A 16,217-nucleotide genomic window follows, 5' to 3' on the forward strand; every position below is an offset into this window, starting at 1 on the left:
TGTGAGGGCCGCGCCCAGGCTCTCGCACCGATCAGGCCTGGGCGGCCTCCCAGCGGCTGGCCGAGAACTTCTCCGCCATCATCAAGCCGCCGCGCCCCGTCGCCATTTCGGCGACGACCTCGCCCACCGCCGGCGCGATCTGAAAGCCCCCGCCCGAGAAGCCGAAAGCATGCAGCAGCCGCGGCACTCTGGGGCTGAAGTCGATGACCGGGTTCTTGTCGCTGAAATAGCCTTCGATGCCTGACCAGCAGCGGATCACGCTGGCGCAGGCCAGCGCCGGGAGCACGCTCGGAGCGATGCGGCCGAGTTCGGCGAGCGCGGCGCGGCCCGGCCGGCTGCGGTCTCCCGGCAGCGCGCTGCCGTAGCCGCCGCCCATGACCACATTGCCGCGCGCGACCTGGCGGGCATAGAAGCCGCCGCCTTCCACGCCCAACGACACGCCGATCTGCGGCGTGAGAGGCTCAGTGACCAGCATGGTCGGATACTTGACCTGCAGGGGCAGGTCGTCGCCGAACCAACGGGCCACCGCCGCGCCCCAGGCGCCCGCCGCATTGATGACGGTGTCGGCGCGTATGCGCCGGCCGTCGGCGGCGGTCAGCAGGAAGCCGCTACCCTGGGTGTCTGCCTGGGTGATGGCGCAATGTTCGAGCAGGCTGGCGCCGGCGCGCGCAGCGGCATGGGCGAAGGCGGGCGCGACCAGTCGTGGATTGGCCTGGCCATCCTCCGGACATAGCGAGCCGCCGGCAATGCCCGGACCCAGCGCGGGAAAGCGGCGACGCAGCTCGGCGGCGTCGATGATCTCCAGGCCCAGGTCGAAGTCGCTGACCTTGTCGCGGTAGGCACAAAGCTTCTCCAGGTCGGACTCGGAGCGCGCCAGCTTCAGGTGGCCGCTGCGCACGTATTCCGCATCGGTGCCGATGAGGTCCGGCAGGCGCGACCAGATGCCGTGTGCGCGCTGCGCCAGATACAGCTGCTCGATCGAGCGTCCCTGGCGGCGTACGCCACCGAAGTTGACGCCGCTGGCGCGTGCGCCGCTTGCGCCGCCGTCGATCAGCGCCGTGGCGACCCCCATGCGGCGCAGCGCCAGGGCGGCGCTGGCGCCCACCAGGCCGGCGCCGATGATGGCGACTTCCGTGTGCAGCGGGTTCATGGTTCCACCTTGCCGAGCATGGACAGGTTCAGGGGCTTGACGGGCGCCTGCCCGCGTAGCCGGCCTATGTCCGCCAAGGCCAGTCCGCGGCAGTCGGCCAGCAGCTCGGCCGCGCCCGCCTGGCACATGCGTCCCTGGCACAGGCCCATGCCGATGCGCGTCAGCGCCTTCAAGCGGTTGAGATCGTGGATGGCGTATTGCGCGGCCGCGGCGCGCAACGTGCCGGCGCGCACTTCCTCGCAGCGGCAGACCATGACGGAGTCGTCGCAGTCGGCGCCCGCGCCCGGCAGGGGAAAGGCCCGGTCCAGGCCGCGGCGGAATTGCGCCCAGCGCGCCTGGCGGCGGGCCAGCCACTGCACCCTGGCGGCGCTGACGTCGATGCCGCTGTCTGCCAGCATGGCCAGCGCGGCGCGTTCGCCCGCAAGCTCGGCCAGGACCGCGCCGCCGATGCCGGCGCCGTCGCCGGCCAGATAGACGCCGGTCGCCGTGCTGCGGCCGTCCGGGTCGCGGCGCGGCAGCCAGGCGCGCTGCGCGGCATCGAAGTCGAAGGCGCAGTCCAGCAGGTCGGCAAGCTGCGTTTCCGCGCGCAGCCCGTGGCCGACCGCAAGCGCGTCGCAAGCAATGGCGCGCTGCTTGCCGCCCAGGGTCGCAAGCGCGCGCTCGACGCGGCCTGCGCCTTCGGCCGCATCCAGCCGTGCGCCATGGTGCACCGGCACGCCGTGGGCGCGCAGCCAGCCCAGGTAGTACATGCCTTTGGCCAGCATGCCGGGCTGGCTCAGCAGCGCCGGCGCGGCGCGGACCTGGCTGCCTGGCGGCGCGCAGTCCAGCACGGCCTGCACCTGGGCGCCGGCGCGCGCATATTGGTAGGCGACCAGATAGAGCAGGGGGCCAGTGCCGGCGAACACGATGCGCGGCCCAAACGTACAGCCCTGGCTCTTCAGCGCGATCTGCGCGCCGCCCAGCGAGTAGACGCCGGGCAGGGTCCAGCCCGGGAAGGGCAGGACGCGGTCGGTGGCGCCGGTGGCGAGCAGCAGCCGTGAGTAGGGCAGGGTTTCCAGTTCGCCGTCGCGGACCAGGTCCAGGCAGCCCGGGGCGGCATTCCACACCGCGGTGGCGGCGCGATAGTCGGCGCGGGAGGCCAGGTCCGCGCCCGCCGCGTGGATGGCTTGCGCGCGCTTCCATTCGAAGCCATAGCGCTGGCGCGCGGTGCCGCGAGGGGCCGCGCCCTGGCGATAGATCTGGCCGCCAGGCAAGGCGGCTTCGTCCACGATCACCGGACGCACGCCGTGGCGCAGCAGCGTCTGCGCGGCGCGCACGCCCGCGGGCCCGGCGCCCACCACCACCATGCGCGGCGAGTCATCGGCGCCGGGCGGGTTCATTTGCATGCGAGTTCTCCGGGCTGGGCGCTGACCAGTTCCATGCCGTCTTCGACTGCGGTGGAACAGGCGCGCAGGCGTGCGCCGTCCGCCGTCTGCACCCAGCAATCCTGGCAGGCGCCCATCAGGCAGAAGCCGGCGCGCGGCGCGCCTTCGCCCAAGGTGACGCGCAGGTGCTGCGCGGCCAGCAGCAACGCCGTCAGCACGGTGTCGCCCTCATGGGCTTGCAGCGGCAAGCCGTTCCAGGTCAGGCGCAGCGGCGTCGATTCGGGCGCCGACACGCGGCGCAGCAGCGGTTTCATGCGGCGGTCTCCGCGCGGCGCAACTGCGACAGGGTGCGGTCGGGCAGGATGATGTCGGCGTCGTAGCGCAGCTCCACGATGGCCGGCATGCGATGCTCCCGGGCATACGCCAGCGCGGCATCATAGGCCGGCGCAAAATCCTCCGTGCGCTCGACCGCAGCGCCGTAGCCGCCATAGCTGTGCGCGAGCCGCGCGAAATCGGGGTTGACCAGTTCCGTCGCCAGGGCGCGTCCGGGATAGGCGCGCTCCTGATGCAGGCGGATGGTGCCGAACAGGCCATTGTTGAAGACCAGCACCACAATGCCCAGCCGGTACTGCGCCGCGGTGGCCAGCTCCTGCATGGTCATCTGGAAACAGCCGTCGCCGGCGAAGCAGACCACGGCCGCATCGCGGTCGCGCAGCTTGGCCGCGATGGCTGCGGGCAGGCCGTAGCCCATGGCGCCGACGGCGGGCGCAAGCTGGCTGCCCGGTCCCTTGAAGGCGATGTGCCGGTGCGCATAGAGCGCGTAATTTCCCGCGCCCACCGTGACGCAGGAATGCCGCGGCAGCGTGGCCGCGACGTGGCGCGCCGCCGCGTTCAGGTCCAGCGGGCCGGGCGTGGGCGGCAGCGCAGGCGCTGCGGCGGCCGCTACAGCGCCCCGGCGGCGCGGCTGCCAGCCCGGCGTCGGCGCCAGTCCCGATGCGGCCTGGGCGAAGCCGTCCACACTGGCGACCATGCCCAGCGCCGGCGTGCACAGCCGCCCGATCTCGTTGGCGTCCGGGTGGATGTGGATCAGCGTCTGGCGCGGCGTGGGCGAGGCCAGCCATTCATAGTTGATGGTCGTTGGTTCGCACAGGCGGGTGCCCAGCGCGATGACGAGGTCGCTGTCCATGACGGCGCGCTTCTGGTGCGGCGGCATGCTGGCGCTGACCTGGCCCACGAAATTGGGATGGTCGTTGTCGAACAGCTCCAGGCGTCGCCAGGCGGTGGCCACGGGCAGGTCGAAGCGCAGCGCGAAGTCGCGCACGGCCTCGCGCGCGGCTTGCGGCCAGCGCGAGCCGCCCAGCAGCAGCAAGGGCCGCTCCGCCGCTTCCAGCAGGTCACGCAGGCGCAGCATGTCGGCGTCGGCCGGACGGGCGCAGGGCGGCTGTGGCGCGGCAGCCAGGGCCACGTCGGCGACGCTGGACAGCATGTCTTCGGGCAGGGAGAGGACCACTGGCCCGGGGCGTCCGCTAGTGGCGATCGACCAGGCGCGCGCCAGGTATTCGGGAATGCGGTCGGCCCGCTCGATCTGCGCGACCCATTTCGCCAGCGGCGCGTACATGGCGCGGTAGTCCACTTCCTGGAAGCATTGGCGGTCGGCGGTGTCGCCGCCGACCTGGCCGATGAACAGGATCATGGGCGTGGAGTCTTCCCTTGCGGTGTGCACGCCGATCGCCGCATTGGTGGCGCCCGGGCCGCGCGAGACAAAGCAGATGCCCGGCTGGCCGGTCAGCTTGCCATGCGCCTCGGCCATGTAGGCGGCGCCTCCTTCCTGGCGGCAGACCACCGCTTCGATCGCGTCGCGCCGGGCGTAGAGCGCATCGATGCATGGCAGGAAGCTTTCGCCCGGCACCATGAACACGCGCTCCACGCCATAGGCCTGCAGCTGCGCGACCAGCAGTTCGCCGCCGCTGCGGGGGCCGGGGGCAGGCGCGTTCATGCCGCGTCTCCTTGCAGCGCCAGCGCCACCCGTTCCGCGCCATAGTCGCGTTCGGCCGCGGCCCGGCTGACCTTGCCGCCCAGCACGTCGTTGCGGATGGCGGCCACGCTACGGTCAGCGGGCGCGCCGTAGCCGCCGCCGCCGGGCGTTTCCAGGCGCACGGACTGGCCGCTGGCCAGGCCGTGGCTGGCGATCTTGTTGGGCAGGCGCTGCTCGTCGGCGCGGCCGGGGTTCTGGATCACGCGCGAGGTGCCTCCCGCCAGGCCGCCGTTCAGGCCGGCCGCGCCAAACAGCGCGGCGTCGCAGCGGATGGTGCAGATCAGCTGATCATGCAGCGAACGGATCTGGCGCGCGATGCCCATGCCGCCGCGGTGGCGGCCCGCGCCGCCGCTGTCGTTGACCAGCGCGTACTCCTCGACCAGCAGCGGGTACTCGATCTCCAGCGCTTCGGCGGGCAGGTTGGAGGTATTGGTCACGTGCACCTGGATGCCGTCCATGCCGTCGCCCTGCGCGCGTCCGCCCGCGCCGCCGCCCAGCGTTTCCAGGTAGACGAAGGTGCCCTTGCCGTCCTGCATGGGCACGGAGAACAGCATGGAAGGCATGACGTCGTTGCACGAAGCCATGGCGCGGTCTGGCGGCAACAGCTGGCCCAGCGCGCCGATCACCGTGCCGGCCACGCGCTGCGCGGTGGTGACGCGCGCGCCCACCGCCGCCGGAAAGCGCGGGTTGGTAATGGTGCCCTCGGGGGCGGTGATGGTGATGGGCTGGAACAGGCCGTTGTTGGGCATGAGCTCGGGGTCGAGCATGGCCTTCACCGCGAAGTAGACGCTGGCGTTCAGGGCGCTGGCGGGCAGGTTGAATGCGCCGCGCGCCTGCTTGCTGGTGCCGGTGAAATCGACATGGAGCTGGCCGTCGCGCGCCTCTACGTTGGCCTGGATGGTGACGGGATCGCCGCCCATGCCGTCGTCGTCCATGCGCTCGGTGAAGGTATAGGTCCCGGTCGGCAGTTGCGCGATGCGGTTGCGCAGGCGTCTTTCGGTGTACACCATGATGCTGTCGATGGCGGACAGCACGGTCTCCAGGCCCGACTGCTGCACCAGTTCCAGCATCAGCCTGGCGCCCTTGTCGTTGGTGGCGATCTGGGCGCGGATATCGTGCATGCGGTTGTCCGGTTCGCGCGTGTTGTGCGCAATCATCTCCAGCAGGTCCATGTCCAGCTCGCCCTCGCGCACGATGCGCATGGCCGGCAGGCGGATGCCTTCCTCCCAAACCGTCTTCAGATGGTGCGACGTGGAGCCGGGAACGGCGCCGCCGACGTCGGTATGGTGGCCGATGTTTGCCGCGAAGAAACGCAGCACGCCTTCGTGAAAGATGGGAGTGATGACGGTGATGTCGGGCGCGTGCGTGCCGCCAGCCAGATAGGCGTCGTTGCACAGGAACGCGTCGCCCGGGCGCACGCCGGCCGCGCCGTAGCGCCGCAGCACGGCGTCTATGCCGCCGGACAACGATCCCAGGTGCACCGGCACGTGGGCCGCCTGCGCTACCAGGCGGCCGGCGGCGTCGAACAGCGCCACGGAGCAATCCTTGCGTTCCTTGATGTTGGTGGAAAAGGACGAACGGATCAGCGTGTTGCCCATTTCCTCGGTAATGGACAGCAGGCGGTTGCTGAAGACCTCCATTTCGATGGGGTCGAAGGTGTCCGTGCCGGCAGCGGAAGTCGATCGATTGGTCATGGCGTACGCCTTAGCTGTTGAGGTTGACGACGAGGTTGCCGTATTCGTCGGCGCGCGCCTGCTGGCCCGGCAGCACGACGGTGGTCGAGCTCATTTCCTCGATCACGGCCGGACCGTCCACGGGCACGCCCACCGGCAGCAGGGCGCGGCGCAGAATGGGCGTGTCCACCCAGCCCGCCCCTTCGAAGTACACGTTGCGGCGTTCCTTCAGGGCGCCGGCCACGCTTTCGCCGCCTTGCACGCGGGCCAGGGGCGCGCGTGGCACCAGGCCGATGGCGCGCACCCGGCAATTGACGATCTCCACCGGACGGCCGGCGGCGTCATAGCCATACTCGCGCACGTGCGCGGCGCTGAATGCCGCGACGAACTCATCCAGCGGCATCAGCTGCATGCCATCCAGCGGCACGGCGATTTCGAAGTTCTGGCCCTGGTAGCGCGCGTCGATCACGGCGGAGAGGCGCTGCTCCGAGTCGTTCACGCCTTCGCTGGACAGCCAGGCGCGCGCCTTGCCGGCCAGGGCTTCCAGCGCCTGCAGCACGGCGGTCCAGCCGTCCGCGGTGGCGTGCGCCATCAGCGTCTGCACGAAGTCCATGGAAATGTCGGACAGCAGGATGCCGCGCGCGCACATGGTACCCGGCTCCTGCGGAATCAGCAGGGTGCCGATGCCGCAATCGCGCGCCAGTTCGGCGGCATGCAGGCCGCCTGCGCCGCCAAAGGCGCAGAGGGCGAACTTGCGGATGTCATGGCCCCGTTCGGTGGAGACCGCGCGTACCGCGCGCGCCATGTTGGAGTTGGCGATGCGCAGAATGCCGTAGGCGGCTTCTTCCACGCTCAGTCCCAGCGGGCGGGCGATCTGCGCCTCCAGCGCCTCGCGCGCCTGGCGCGCATGCACGGCCATGCGGCCTTCCAGCAGCGCGACTGGATTCAGCCGGCCCAGCACGACGTGGGCGTCGGTGATGGTCACGACCTGGCCGCCCCGGTTGTAGGCGATGGGGCCGGGCACCGCACCCGCGCTCTGCGGGCCGACCTTGAGCGCGCCCGCGTCGTCGATGCGCGCGATGCTGCCGCCGCCCGCGCCGATGACGTGCACGTCCACCATCTGGGTCTTGACCGGATAGTCGGCCACCAGGCGGCTGGAGGTGAACAACGGCCGCAGTTCGGCCACCAGCGACACGTCGGTGCTGGTCCCGCCCACGTCAAAGGTGATCAGGTTGGGCAGCGCAGCCACGCGGCCCAGTTCGGTCGCGCCGATTACGCCGGCGGCGGGGCCCGAAACGCAGGTGCGCACCGGAGCCGTCAGCACCGATTCCACCGACATCAGACCGCCATTGGAATGCACCGTGGTCGGCTCGGCCGCCACGCCCATGGCGCGCACCGAACTTACCAGGTTGCGCATGTAGCCAGCCATGCGCGGGCCGACATAGGCATTGAGCGCGGTGGTGGACATGCGTTCATATTCGCGGAACTCCGGCAGGATCTCGCTGGACACGCTCAGATAGACGCCCGGCAGGTGTTCGGCCAGGATGTCGCGGGTGCGGCGTTCGTGGGCATCGTTGCGGTAGCTGTGCATGAAGCAGATGGCGACCGATTCGACGCGGGCTGCAGCCAGCTCGCGCGCCACCGCCACCACCTCGTCTTCGTCCAGCGCCTGCAGCACGGAACCGTCGGCGCCGACGCGCTCGGTCACTTCGAAGCGCCACTCGCGCGGCGCCAGGGGGTGCGGCTTGGTGACGTTGTAGTCGTACAGATGGGGGCGTGTCTGCCGGCCGATCTCCAGCACGTCGCGAAAGCCGCGGGTGGTGACCAGCGCGCAGCGCGAACCCCTGCGCTCGATGACCATGTTGGTGGCCACCGTGGTGCCGTGGCCCACGTGCGCCAGCTCGGAGCCGGCGATCTCGTGTTCGCGGATTAGATGGGCCAGGCCCGTCTGGATGGCCTCGGACGGATCGTGCGGTGTCGAAGGCACCTTGAAATAATGCAGTTCACCGGTGTGCTCGGCGAGCAGGGTGAAATCGGTGAACGTGCCGCCTACGTCGAAGCCGACGCGAAAACGGCGGGCGCCCGGGGCGGATGCGGTCTGGGTCACGCTGGTCTCCAGGATGCTGGCGCGCAAGGCGCCGGGAGTGGGATGACCAGAATGCTATTGACGCACCATCATTCGGTCCAATCAAAGATTGGTATCAGTGATTATCACTGTTGTGAATGATTTGTCGGTACGGATCAGTACGGATGGGACTCTGCCGGCTGCGCCTGGTCGAACACCATTCCTTGCGCCTGGCAGACCTTGAGTATCTCTTCGCGCAGCCAGCGATGCGCGGGGATGTTGTCCGAGCGTTCATGCCAGATCAGGTTGACCGTGCGCGGCGCGAACGGGAAGGGCGCCTCGACGGCTTCCAGCAGATGGCTGTAGGGGCTGTTGCGCACGGTGTTCAGCGGCACCACGCAGATCAGGTCGGTTTCGGCCAGCAGGCGCGGCGCCAGGGCGAACTGGTTGATGGTGAGCACCACGTTGCGCTTGTAGCCGTGGGGCGCGAGCTCATGGTCGATCAGGGTCGGCGTGCCCAGCAGGCTGACCATCAGATGGCGCGCGCGCAGGAAGCTGTCCAGCGTGAAGCGCGGCTGCGCCAGCAGCGGGTGGCCCTTGCGCATGGCGCAGACGTAGGTCAGCGTTTCCAGCGGCAGGGTGCGCAGGGACGAGCCGAAGTTCGAATACACGCCCGCCGCCATGTCGACTTCGCCTTTTTCCAGCAGCACGCCGGCGTTGTCCAGCGAGTAGGGATGCAGATGGATGCGGACATTGGGCGCCACTGTCTGCTGCTCCACGAACAGCGGCCGGATGACCTGGTCCGCCACGTAGTCGGACATGGCCATGCGGAACACGGCCTCGGAACGCGCCGGGTCGAAATCGTTGCGCTCCAGCGTGTCGGCGATGCGGGCCAGCGCGTCGCGGATCGGGGGCCACAGCAGTTCGGCGCGCTGCGTGGGCAGCACGCCGCCCTGGATCTTCACGAACAGCGGATCCTTCAAGGTCAGGCGCAGCCGGTTGATGGCGTTGCTGACCGCGGGCTGCGTCATGTGCAGCGCGGAGGCCGCGCGCGTGACGTTGCGTTCGGTCATGACCGCATCGAAGATGCGCAGCAGGTTCAAGTCCATCGAGGTCAGCATCGCAGTCCTGGGTGATTATCAATATTGGTGATAGAGATCTATTTTAATTGTTGATTAGCCATATAACGCGGGACCGCTTAATCTTCCCCGGGTGCAAGCGCAGTCGATACACCACGAGGGGAAATCATTGATGGTCAAGCATCTGAAAACTCTGGCCGCTGCCTGTCTGGCGGCCGGGATCGCCGCGCCCGCGATGGCCGCGGACGCCTATCCCAGCAAGCCGATCACGATCGTCCTGCCCTACGCGACGGGCGGGTCCGCCGACATGCTGGCGCGCTTCGCCGCGCAGGCTTTGCAGACTGAACTGGGCAAGCCGGCCATCGTCGAGGCCAAGCCGGGCGCGGGCGGCGTGCTGGGCACCGAGTTCGTCTCGCGCGCCGAGCCGGACGGCTACACGCTGGCGTTGACCGCCAGCGGCACCATGGCCGTCAATCCCTACGTCTACAAGCTGCGCTACAAGCCGCTGGAAGACTTCAAGCAGATCACGGTACTGGTCGACCTGCCTTTCGTGGTGGTCACGAACAATGAATTCCCCGCCAAGAATCTCAAGGAATTCATCGACTACGGCCGCAAGAACCCGAACAAGATCACCTTCGGCAATGCCGGCCTGGGCACCCAGCAACACCTGACCCAACTCATGTTTGCGCGCGCCGCCGGCATGCAGGTCAACATCGTGCCCTACAAGGGCAGCAGCCCGGCCATGAACGACCTGCTGGGCGGCCATATCGACGCGGTGCTGGACAATACCGGCGTGCAGACGCCCTTCATCAAGGCAGGCAAGGTGCGGCCCTTGTTCGTCACGAACCCGGAACGCGTGGCGGCCTTGCCCGATGTGCCCACCGCGCCAGAAGCCGGCCTGCCCGGGTTCTCCGCGGTCGCCTGGTTCGGCCTGGCCGCGCCCAAGGGCACGCCGGACGAGATCGTCGACAAGATCCAGCAGGCCCTGGCGCGCGAGTTCGCCAAGCCGGAAATGAAGCAGCGCCTGCTGGACCTGGCGATGATTCCGCGCGTGTCCACGCCGGCCGAGACCACGGCCCGTGTGAAGAGCGACCTGGAAACCTTTGGCAAGATCGCCAAAGAGGTCGACCTGAAGCCGATGTGAAGGCGGGGCGCGCGGCTTCGCGCCGCGCGTATGTAGGCCTTACTGCCTGCCGTTCTCGATCTCCAGCTGCTGCTGGTACTCCGCGCCCGTGCGCATCCTTACATACTCGGCATAGCGCTGGCGGTACTTGAGGCTGAAGACATCGGGCCTCTGCGACCCGCGGTAGAGATCCGCCATGCCCGAACGCTTCCACAGCGCCAGATCGGCGCGCACTTGCGCGCGGGTCTTGGACTCGGCGGCGGGCGGAGACGGCGGGTAATCCAGTTCGCCATACGTGACGAGGTCGGCGTTCTTTGCCTGCTTGAGTTCGAGCCTGACCTGTTCGCGGGCTTTCGGTTCGGCCCGGACGGCCGGAGCCGCCGCAGCAACGGAAACGGCGAGGATCAACAGGGTCAGGCGGTTCATATTCTCTCCATGCTTCGAGGGGCATGGAGAAATTCTAGGGAACGGGCGCGAACAGAATCCGGACAGGCGGATTAGCTTTCTGTAATGTCGGCCGCCGCGATGCTGAAGCCTATGGTGGTGGTCCGGTTGACCGATCTGGCGTAGCTGCGGCCGCCGTGCATGCGGGCGATGGCGGCGACGATGGCCAATCCCAGTCCATGATGGTTGGCATCGAACTCGCGCGAGCTGTCGCTGCGGTAGAAGCGGTAGAAAAGCCGTGGCAGATGTTCTTCCGGTATGGGTTCGCCGGTGTTGCGCACGGCGATCAGGATTTCGCCAGCGTCGCCGCGGGAGATATCGACCTCGATCACGCTGCCGGGAGCGGCATAGCGCACCGCGTTCGAGACCAGGTTCGACACGGCGCGCTGGAACAGTGCGCGATCGACCTGGGCCGACGCATCGCCCACCACCGCGATATCGACCCCCGCGTCCAGCGCCTCGGCCTCGTGGTATTGCGTCACCTCCTGGACGATGGCGGCCAGGCTGGCCTGCCAGCTGCCCCGGGCCTGCGCGCCGCGGTCGGCCTGCGACAGGAACAGCATGTCGTTGACGATGCTGGAGAGGCGCTGCAGTTCTTCCAGGTTGGAACCCAGCGTTTCGCGCAAGGCCTGCGGCGACGGGCGCGTGCTCAGCGCCAGCTCGGTCTCGCCGATCAGCGTTGCGAGTGGCGTGCGCATCTCGTGGGCCACGTCGGCATTGAATCCCTCCATCTGCACGTAGGCGCGCTCCAGCCGCTGCAGCACGGCGTTGAACTGGCGCACCAGGGGCCGGATCTCGCAGGGCTGGCCGCTTTCGTCCAGCCGTTCGCCGATGCGGTCCGGAGACAGCTGCGCGGCCTGCTTGCCCAGCGCATCCAGCGGCGCCAGTCCGCGGCGCACCAGCAGGGTTCCTACCGCGGCCACGACGATGGCGCCCGCGAGCGCGCAGGCGAACAGGGTCCAGGCCAGCGCCTTGCGCAGCCGGATGTCGCTGGAGATGTCCAGCACCAGTTCGGCGTTCATGGCGTCGCCGGGCGCGCCGGGGAAGGGAAGCGTGAAAGCGATGCGCCGCTCATGCTTGAAGTCGTTGTCGCCGGCGATGGGGCTGCCGTAATAGACCTTTTCGCCGTCGATCTCCAACACCAGCGAGAAGTCGGGGCGGCCATAGAAGAAGTCGCTGAGCTTGTGGCGCAAGCGGGTGGAGTCCTGGCTGGCGGCGTTTTCCTCGACCAGGTGCCGTACGACCTCGACCTTCTGCTGCAGCAAGGCTTCCTGGCGGCTGGCCAGGTTGAGGTTGGTCGCGTAATAGACCACCGCGCATACCAGGCCGAGCGCGATGAAAGTCTGGATCGCCAGCCAGCGCGACAGCCAGCGGTGCAGCGATTTGGGGCGCTGCCCGGGCATCAGTCGCTCCGCGGTTCCAGCACGTAGCCCATGCCGCGCACGGTGTGCAGCAGTTTCTTGTCGAAGGGTTCGTCGACCTTGCCGCGCAGGCGGCGGATCGCGACTTCGACCACGTTGGTGTTGCTGTTGAAGTTGATGTCCCACACCTGTTCGGCCAGCTCCAGCCGCGACAGGACTTCGCCTTGCTTGCGCATCAGCAGGGCCAGGAGAGTGAATTCCTTGGCGGTCAGGTCCAGCCGCACGCCGTCGCGGCTGGCGCGCCGGCGCAGCAGGTCCAGTTCCAGCCCGTCGATGCGCAGCACGTTCTGGGCGATGGTCTCGGTCTGGCCGTGGCCGCTGCGCCGGCCCAGCGCCAGCACGCGGGCCAGCAGTTCCGACAAGGCGAAAGGCTTGGCCAGGTAGTCGTCGGCCCCGTCGCGCAGGCCCTTGACGCGATCTTCGAGCTTGTCGCGCGCGGTCAGCATCAGGACGGGGACGCGGCTGGTCTTGCGGATCTCGGCCAGCACCGAAAAGCCGTCCATGGCGGGCAGCATCACGTCCAGCAGGACCAGGTCGTACTGGCTTTCACGCACCAGATGCAGTCCGGTGACGCCGTCCTGGGCCACGTCGACCACGTAGTTGTGTTCGGTCAGCGCTCGCCGCAAGTACTCGGCGAGTTTTTTTTCGTCTTCGATTACGAGTACTTTCATGTCAGCGGAAATAAAAAGAGTGCGCGGAAGTCCTCGGATGCTGCGTCTATTCTAGGCGGAATCGTTCTGGGGAATAAACGCAAACAGGGCGGCCCAGCCGCCCTGCGCAGCGCCGGCGGGCACGCGGAGCGCGTGCGCCACGGGCCCGGCGCTCAGCCCGGGGTGTAGATCTCGTCCAGGCGGGCGCGTTCGGCCGGCGTCATGGCTTCCAGCTCCGCCATCGCGTCGGCGCGGGTACGGGAGGTGCCCTGCTTGGCCCAGCCCGGCTTGGCGGCGTTCAGATTGGTCAGAAACCACTGCTTCGGGTCGGACTTGGCCACGGCCAATTCGGTCTTCACCTCGTCGCGCGTCTTGCCGCTGACGGCGTGGTCCGGCGCGATGGCGTAGCCGATCTCCGTGTTGGTCTGGTGCCAGGTGCTCGATGCGCTGGCGGCAAAAGGAAGGGCCAGGGCGGAACCCAGGGCGAGGGCAGCGGTAACGGTTTTGGTCTTCATGGATATCTCCCAGGTTGAGCGCGGCGCCGATCGCGGTGTTGCGTCAGGCGCATACACGCTGTTTGTGTAGCGACGGTGACACTCTACGGACCTATGCCCGTCAATTCGCCGACGCCCTGATTACGTTTTCGTAAGGCCGCGAACCTTACGGAAATGTCATTTTTCTGTCGCTCGATTGACGAACCCGTCTGGATACATTGCCGGCTCGCCCCTTTCCTGGTTGAACCATGCATGTATCCGCTATGCCGCTGATCCTGGCGGCCTCGATGATCGCCGCGTCTGCTGCCGCATCCGCGCAGAACGCGGGCGCAGCCCGAACTTCCGTACCCACGGCGCAGAGCGAGAACGGCGCCGTGCTGACGCTGGAGCGCGCCCTGGCCGCGGCGCTCGAACGCAATCCCGGGTTTGCCGCGGCGAAGAACGAGGCCGCGGCGAGCGAGGGCCTGCTCACGCAGGCGGGCGTGCTGCCTAACCCTTCCATCGACGTGAGCGTGGACGACACGCAATCGGCCACGCGCACCACCACCGCCATGTTGAACGTCCCGCTGGAAACCGGCGGCAAGCGCGCCGCGCGGGTCAAGGCGGCTGAGCTGTCCAGGGACATGGCGCGCCAGGGCGTCGCGGACACGCGGGCCGGCCTGCGCGCGGCAGTCATCGCGGCCTATTTCGATGTGGCGGTGGCGCAGGAGTCCGTGCGCGTGACGCGCGGCACCGTGGATATCGCCAGCGGCGCCTTGCGGCTGGCGGAGAGGCGCGTGGCCGCGGGCAAGGCGCCGCCACTGGAGGGCAGCAAGGCCCAGGTCGCGTTGGCCAACGCGCGCATCGAGGCGCGCGCGGCCGAGGCTGCGCTACTGGGCGCACGCCGCAAGCTCGGCCTGCTGTGGGGCGAAGCAGAGCCGGGTTTTGCCAGCGTGGGCGCGGATCTGAACGCATTGCCGGAACGGGCGTCGATAGACGAGTTGCGGGCAGGCCTGGCCGCATCGCCCAGGATGCAGGGCGGCAAGCTTGCCGTCGACCTGGGGCAGGCACAGCTGGAAGTCGAGAAGAGCAAGCGCTATCCCGACATCACGCTGAGCGCCGGCGTGGCCCGCGACAACGAAGCGGGCCGCGACAAGGCCCAGCTTGGCGTGTCCATTCCGCTGCCGATCTTCGACCGCAACCAGGGCAATGTCTACGCCGCCACCATGCAGGCCTACAAGGCGCAGGACCAATACCGCGAGCTGGAATCCGGCCTGATGGGAGAACTGTTGCAGGCCGTGACCCGATTCGATCTGGCAGCGGGTTCCGCGCGCGAGTATCGGAGCGCCGTGCTGCCGGGGGCCACCCAGGCCTATGAGGCTGCGCGCAAAGGCTTCGAGGCGGGGAAGTTCGGCTTCCTGGAAGTGCTGGACGCGCAGCGCACCCTCTCCGACGGAAACATCGCCTACCTGACGGTGCTGGCATCCGTGTACCAGGCTTCCGCGGATATAGACCGCATTCTCGGACGTTGAAACGAGCATAAGAAAATGGCAAAGCACAAGAGCAAGCAACCCCCCAAGATGTGGACCGCGGCCGGCCTGTGCGCGGCGCTGCTGTTGGCGTCCGTGTATCCGGCGCAGGCGGCAGGCGAGGCGGAGCACGGACATGCCGAGACCGGGCAGGGCGAGCAGGCCGAGAAGGAACAGGAAAAAATCGCGCTCACGCCCGAGCAGATCGCGGTGGCCGGCATCAAGTCCGAGGTTGCTGCGCCCGCCGCGCTGGCGACATCGGCGCAGTTCCCCGGCGAGATCAAGTTCAATGCGGACCGGACCGCGCACGTGGTGCCGCGCATGGCCGGCGTGGTGCAAAGCGTGTCGGCCGACCTGGGCCAGCAGGTCAAGAAGGGCGAACTGCTGGCCGTCTTGTCCAGCTCGGCGCTGTCCGAGTTGCGCAGCGAATGGCTGGCGGCGGCCAAGCGGCGCGACCTGGCGGCCCAGACCCACAGGCGCGAACTGCGCCTGTGGCAGGAAAAGGTATCAGCGGAACAGGACTACCAGGCGGCCCGCACCGCGCTGCAGGAGGCGGAAATCGCCGTGCAGAACGCGGAGCAGAAATTGCGCACCGTGGGCGCCGAGCCGCGCTCCAAGGACCTGGGCAGCCTGGAGATCCGCGCGCCCTTTGACGGCGTGGTGGTGGAAAAGCACATCGCGCTGGGCGAAGCCTTGCCCGACAACGCCAGCATCTTCACCTTGTCGGACCTGCGCACCGTCTGGGCCGAATTCGTGATCGCGCCCAAGGATTTGCAGGATGTACGCGTAGGCGAAGCGGCCAGCGTGAGCTCCGCCGCGTTCGCCGGCAGGGCCGAGGGCACGGTCTCGTACATCGGCTCGTTGCTGGGGCAGCAGACGCGCACGGCCACTGCGCGCGTCACGCTGGAGAATCCGGACATGGCCTGGCGTCCAGGGCTTTTCGTTTCCGTCGACGTGGTCACGCGGATGTCGGACGCCGCGGTGACGGTGGCGGCCGACGCGGTCCAGACCATCGACAACCAGCCTGCCGTGTTCGTGGAGGCGCCCGGCGGCTTTGTGGTGCAGCCGGTGAAGCTGGGCAAGGCTTCGAATGACCGGGTAGAGGTGCTGTCAGGGCTTGCCCCCGGTACGCGCTATGCCGTCGAGAACACCTTCGTCCTCAAGTCGGAGCTGGGCAAGGCCGGCGCCGAGCACGCACACTGAGCCGGGGC

Annotated in this window: 14 protein-coding genes; 3 read left to right on the forward strand and 11 right to left on the reverse strand. The window is 68.5% G+C overall.

What is annotated here, in order from left to right; genetic code table 11:
- Positions 1-31 precede the first annotated feature (31 nt).
- From DXK93_RS05510 to DXK93_RS05540, 7 genes are all read right to left on the reverse strand, one after another.
- Positions 32-1,150 (reverse strand): FAD-binding oxidoreductase, encoded by a 1,119-nt coding sequence (locus tag DXK93_RS05510; RefSeq protein ID WP_119449581.1) that lies wholly within the window; start codon positions 1,148-1,150, stop codon positions 32-34.
- Positions 1,147-2,535, reverse strand: coding sequence for an NAD(P)/FAD-dependent oxidoreductase (locus DXK93_RS05515; protein ID WP_119449582.1), 1,389 nt, complete (start codon positions 2,533-2,535; stop codon positions 1,147-1,149). Before DXK93_RS05515 ends, DXK93_RS05510 begins: the two co-directional genes overlap by 4 nt.
- Positions 2,526-2,828 (reverse strand): (2Fe-2S)-binding protein, encoded by a 303-nt coding sequence (locus tag DXK93_RS05520; RefSeq protein WP_119449583.1) that lies wholly within the window; start codon positions 2,826-2,828, stop codon positions 2,526-2,528. The genes DXK93_RS05515 and DXK93_RS05520 overlap by 10 nt, the downstream gene beginning before the upstream one ends.
- Entirely contained in the window at positions 2,825-4,510 is a 1,686-nt protein-coding gene (locus DXK93_RS05525; RefSeq protein WP_119449584.1) for a thiamine pyrophosphate-dependent enzyme, read from the reverse strand. The genes DXK93_RS05520 and DXK93_RS05525 overlap by 4 nt, the downstream gene beginning before the upstream one ends.
- On the reverse strand, positions 4,507-6,243 hold the full coding sequence (locus tag DXK93_RS05530) for a hydantoinase B/oxoprolinase family protein (RefSeq protein ID WP_054453497.1): 1,737 nt from the start codon (positions 6,241-6,243) through the stop codon (positions 4,507-4,509). The genes DXK93_RS05525 and DXK93_RS05530 overlap by 4 nt, the downstream gene beginning before the upstream one ends.
- A gap of 10 nt (positions 6,244-6,253) precedes the next feature.
- Positions 6,254-8,329 carry a hydantoinase/oxoprolinase family protein gene (locus DXK93_RS05535; RefSeq protein WP_199728275.1) on the reverse strand — a complete coding sequence of 692 codons (2,076 nt, stop codon included), beginning with the start codon at positions 8,327-8,329 and terminating at the stop codon, positions 6,254-6,256.
- A 134-nt stretch (positions 8,330-8,463) separates the two neighbouring features.
- The gene (locus DXK93_RS05540; protein ID WP_054453496.1) at positions 8,464-9,408 is read right to left on the reverse strand and encodes a LysR family transcriptional regulator; all 945 of its coding nucleotides are present in this window, start codon (positions 9,406-9,408) and stop codon (positions 8,464-8,466) included.
- Positions 9,409-9,538: 130 nt separating this feature from the next.
- On the opposite strand from DXK93_RS05540, the gene DXK93_RS05545 reads away from it, so the two are divergent.
- Positions 9,539-10,510 (forward strand): tripartite tricarboxylate transporter substrate binding protein, encoded by a 972-nt coding sequence (locus DXK93_RS05545; protein WP_054453494.1) that lies wholly within the window; start codon positions 9,539-9,541, stop codon positions 10,508-10,510.
- A 39-nt stretch (positions 10,511-10,549) separates the two neighbouring features.
- Here the strand turns inward: DXK93_RS05545 and DXK93_RS05550 are convergent, their stop codons facing one another.
- From DXK93_RS05550 to DXK93_RS05565, 4 genes are all read right to left on the reverse strand, one after another.
- Complete coding sequence (locus tag DXK93_RS05550; protein WP_119449586.1) at positions 10,550-10,915, reverse strand: DUF4148 domain-containing protein; 366 nt, start codon at positions 10,913-10,915, stop codon at positions 10,550-10,552.
- A gap of 71 nt (positions 10,916-10,986) precedes the next feature.
- Complete coding sequence (locus tag DXK93_RS05555) at positions 10,987-12,336, reverse strand: heavy metal sensor histidine kinase (RefSeq protein ID WP_119449587.1); 1,350 nt, start codon at positions 12,334-12,336, stop codon at positions 10,987-10,989.
- On the reverse strand, positions 12,336-13,025 hold the full coding sequence (locus DXK93_RS05560) for a heavy metal response regulator transcription factor (RefSeq protein WP_054453490.1): 690 nt from the start codon (positions 13,023-13,025) through the stop codon (positions 12,336-12,338). Before DXK93_RS05560 ends, DXK93_RS05555 begins: the two co-directional genes overlap by 1 nt.
- 152 nt (positions 13,026-13,177) lie before the next feature.
- Positions 13,178-13,519 carry a DUF4148 domain-containing protein gene (locus tag DXK93_RS05565; RefSeq protein ID WP_119449588.1) on the reverse strand — a complete coding sequence of 114 codons (342 nt, stop codon included), beginning with the start codon at positions 13,517-13,519 and terminating at the stop codon, positions 13,178-13,180.
- A 227-nt stretch (positions 13,520-13,746) separates the two neighbouring features.
- Between DXK93_RS05565 and DXK93_RS05570 the strand changes: the two genes are divergently transcribed.
- The gene (locus tag DXK93_RS05570) at positions 13,747-15,009 is read left to right on the forward strand and encodes a TolC family protein (RefSeq protein ID WP_119449589.1); all 1,263 of its coding nucleotides are present in this window, start codon (positions 13,747-13,749) and stop codon (positions 15,007-15,009) included.
- 15 nt (positions 15,010-15,024) lie between these two features.
- Positions 15,025-16,209, forward strand: a complete 1,185-nt coding sequence (locus tag DXK93_RS05575; protein ID WP_119449590.1) for an efflux RND transporter periplasmic adaptor subunit — start codon at positions 15,025-15,027, stop codon at positions 16,207-16,209.
- Positions 16,210-16,217 lie beyond the last annotated feature (8 nt).

The sequence above is a fragment of the Achromobacter sp. K91 genome (assembly GCF_003576205.1).
Lineage (GTDB): Bacteria > Pseudomonadota > Gammaproteobacteria > Burkholderiales > Burkholderiaceae_B > Achromobacter > Achromobacter aegrifaciens.

Coding starts and splice junctions, on each gene's coding strand:
- DXK93_RS05530 (WP_054453497.1), bottom strand. CDS start 6,243: ATGACCAATCGATCGACTTCCGCTGCCGGCACGGACACCTTCGACCCC.
- DXK93_RS05515 (WP_119449582.1), bottom strand. CDS start 2,535: ATGCAAATGAACCCGCCCGGCGCCGATGACTCGCCGCGCATGGTGGTG.
- DXK93_RS05510 (WP_119449581.1), bottom strand. CDS start 1,150: ATGAACCCGCTGCACACGGAAGTCGCCATCATCGGCGCCGGCCTGGTG.
- DXK93_RS05550 (WP_119449586.1), bottom strand. CDS start 10,915: ATGAACCGCCTGACCCTGTTGATCCTCGCCGTTTCCGTTGCTGCGGCG.
- DXK93_RS05575 (WP_119449590.1), top strand. CDS start 15,025: ATGGCAAAGCACAAGAGCAAGCAACCCCCCAAGATGTGGACCGCGGCC.
- DXK93_RS05565 (WP_119449588.1), bottom strand. CDS start 13,519: ATGAAGACCAAAACCGTTACCGCTGCCCTCGCCCTGGGTTCCGCCCTG.
- DXK93_RS05520 (WP_119449583.1), bottom strand. CDS start 2,828: ATGAAACCGCTGCTGCGCCGCGTGTCGGCGCCCGAATCGACGCCGCTG.
- DXK93_RS05525 (WP_119449584.1), bottom strand. CDS start 4,510: ATGAACGCGCCTGCCCCCGGCCCCCGCAGCGGCGGCGAACTGCTGGTC.
- DXK93_RS05555 (WP_119449587.1), bottom strand. CDS start 12,336: ATGCCCGGGCAGCGCCCCAAATCGCTGCACCGCTGGCTGTCGCGCTGG.
- DXK93_RS05560 (WP_054453490.1), bottom strand. CDS start 13,025: ATGAAAGTACTCGTAATCGAAGACGAAAAAAAACTCGCCGAGTACTTG.
- DXK93_RS05545 (WP_054453494.1), top strand. CDS start 9,539: ATGGTCAAGCATCTGAAAACTCTGGCCGCTGCCTGTCTGGCGGCCGGG.
- DXK93_RS05540 (WP_054453496.1), bottom strand. CDS start 9,408: ATGCTGACCTCGATGGACTTGAACCTGCTGCGCATCTTCGATGCGGTC.
- DXK93_RS05570 (WP_119449589.1), top strand. CDS start 13,747: ATGCATGTATCCGCTATGCCGCTGATCCTGGCGGCCTCGATGATCGCC.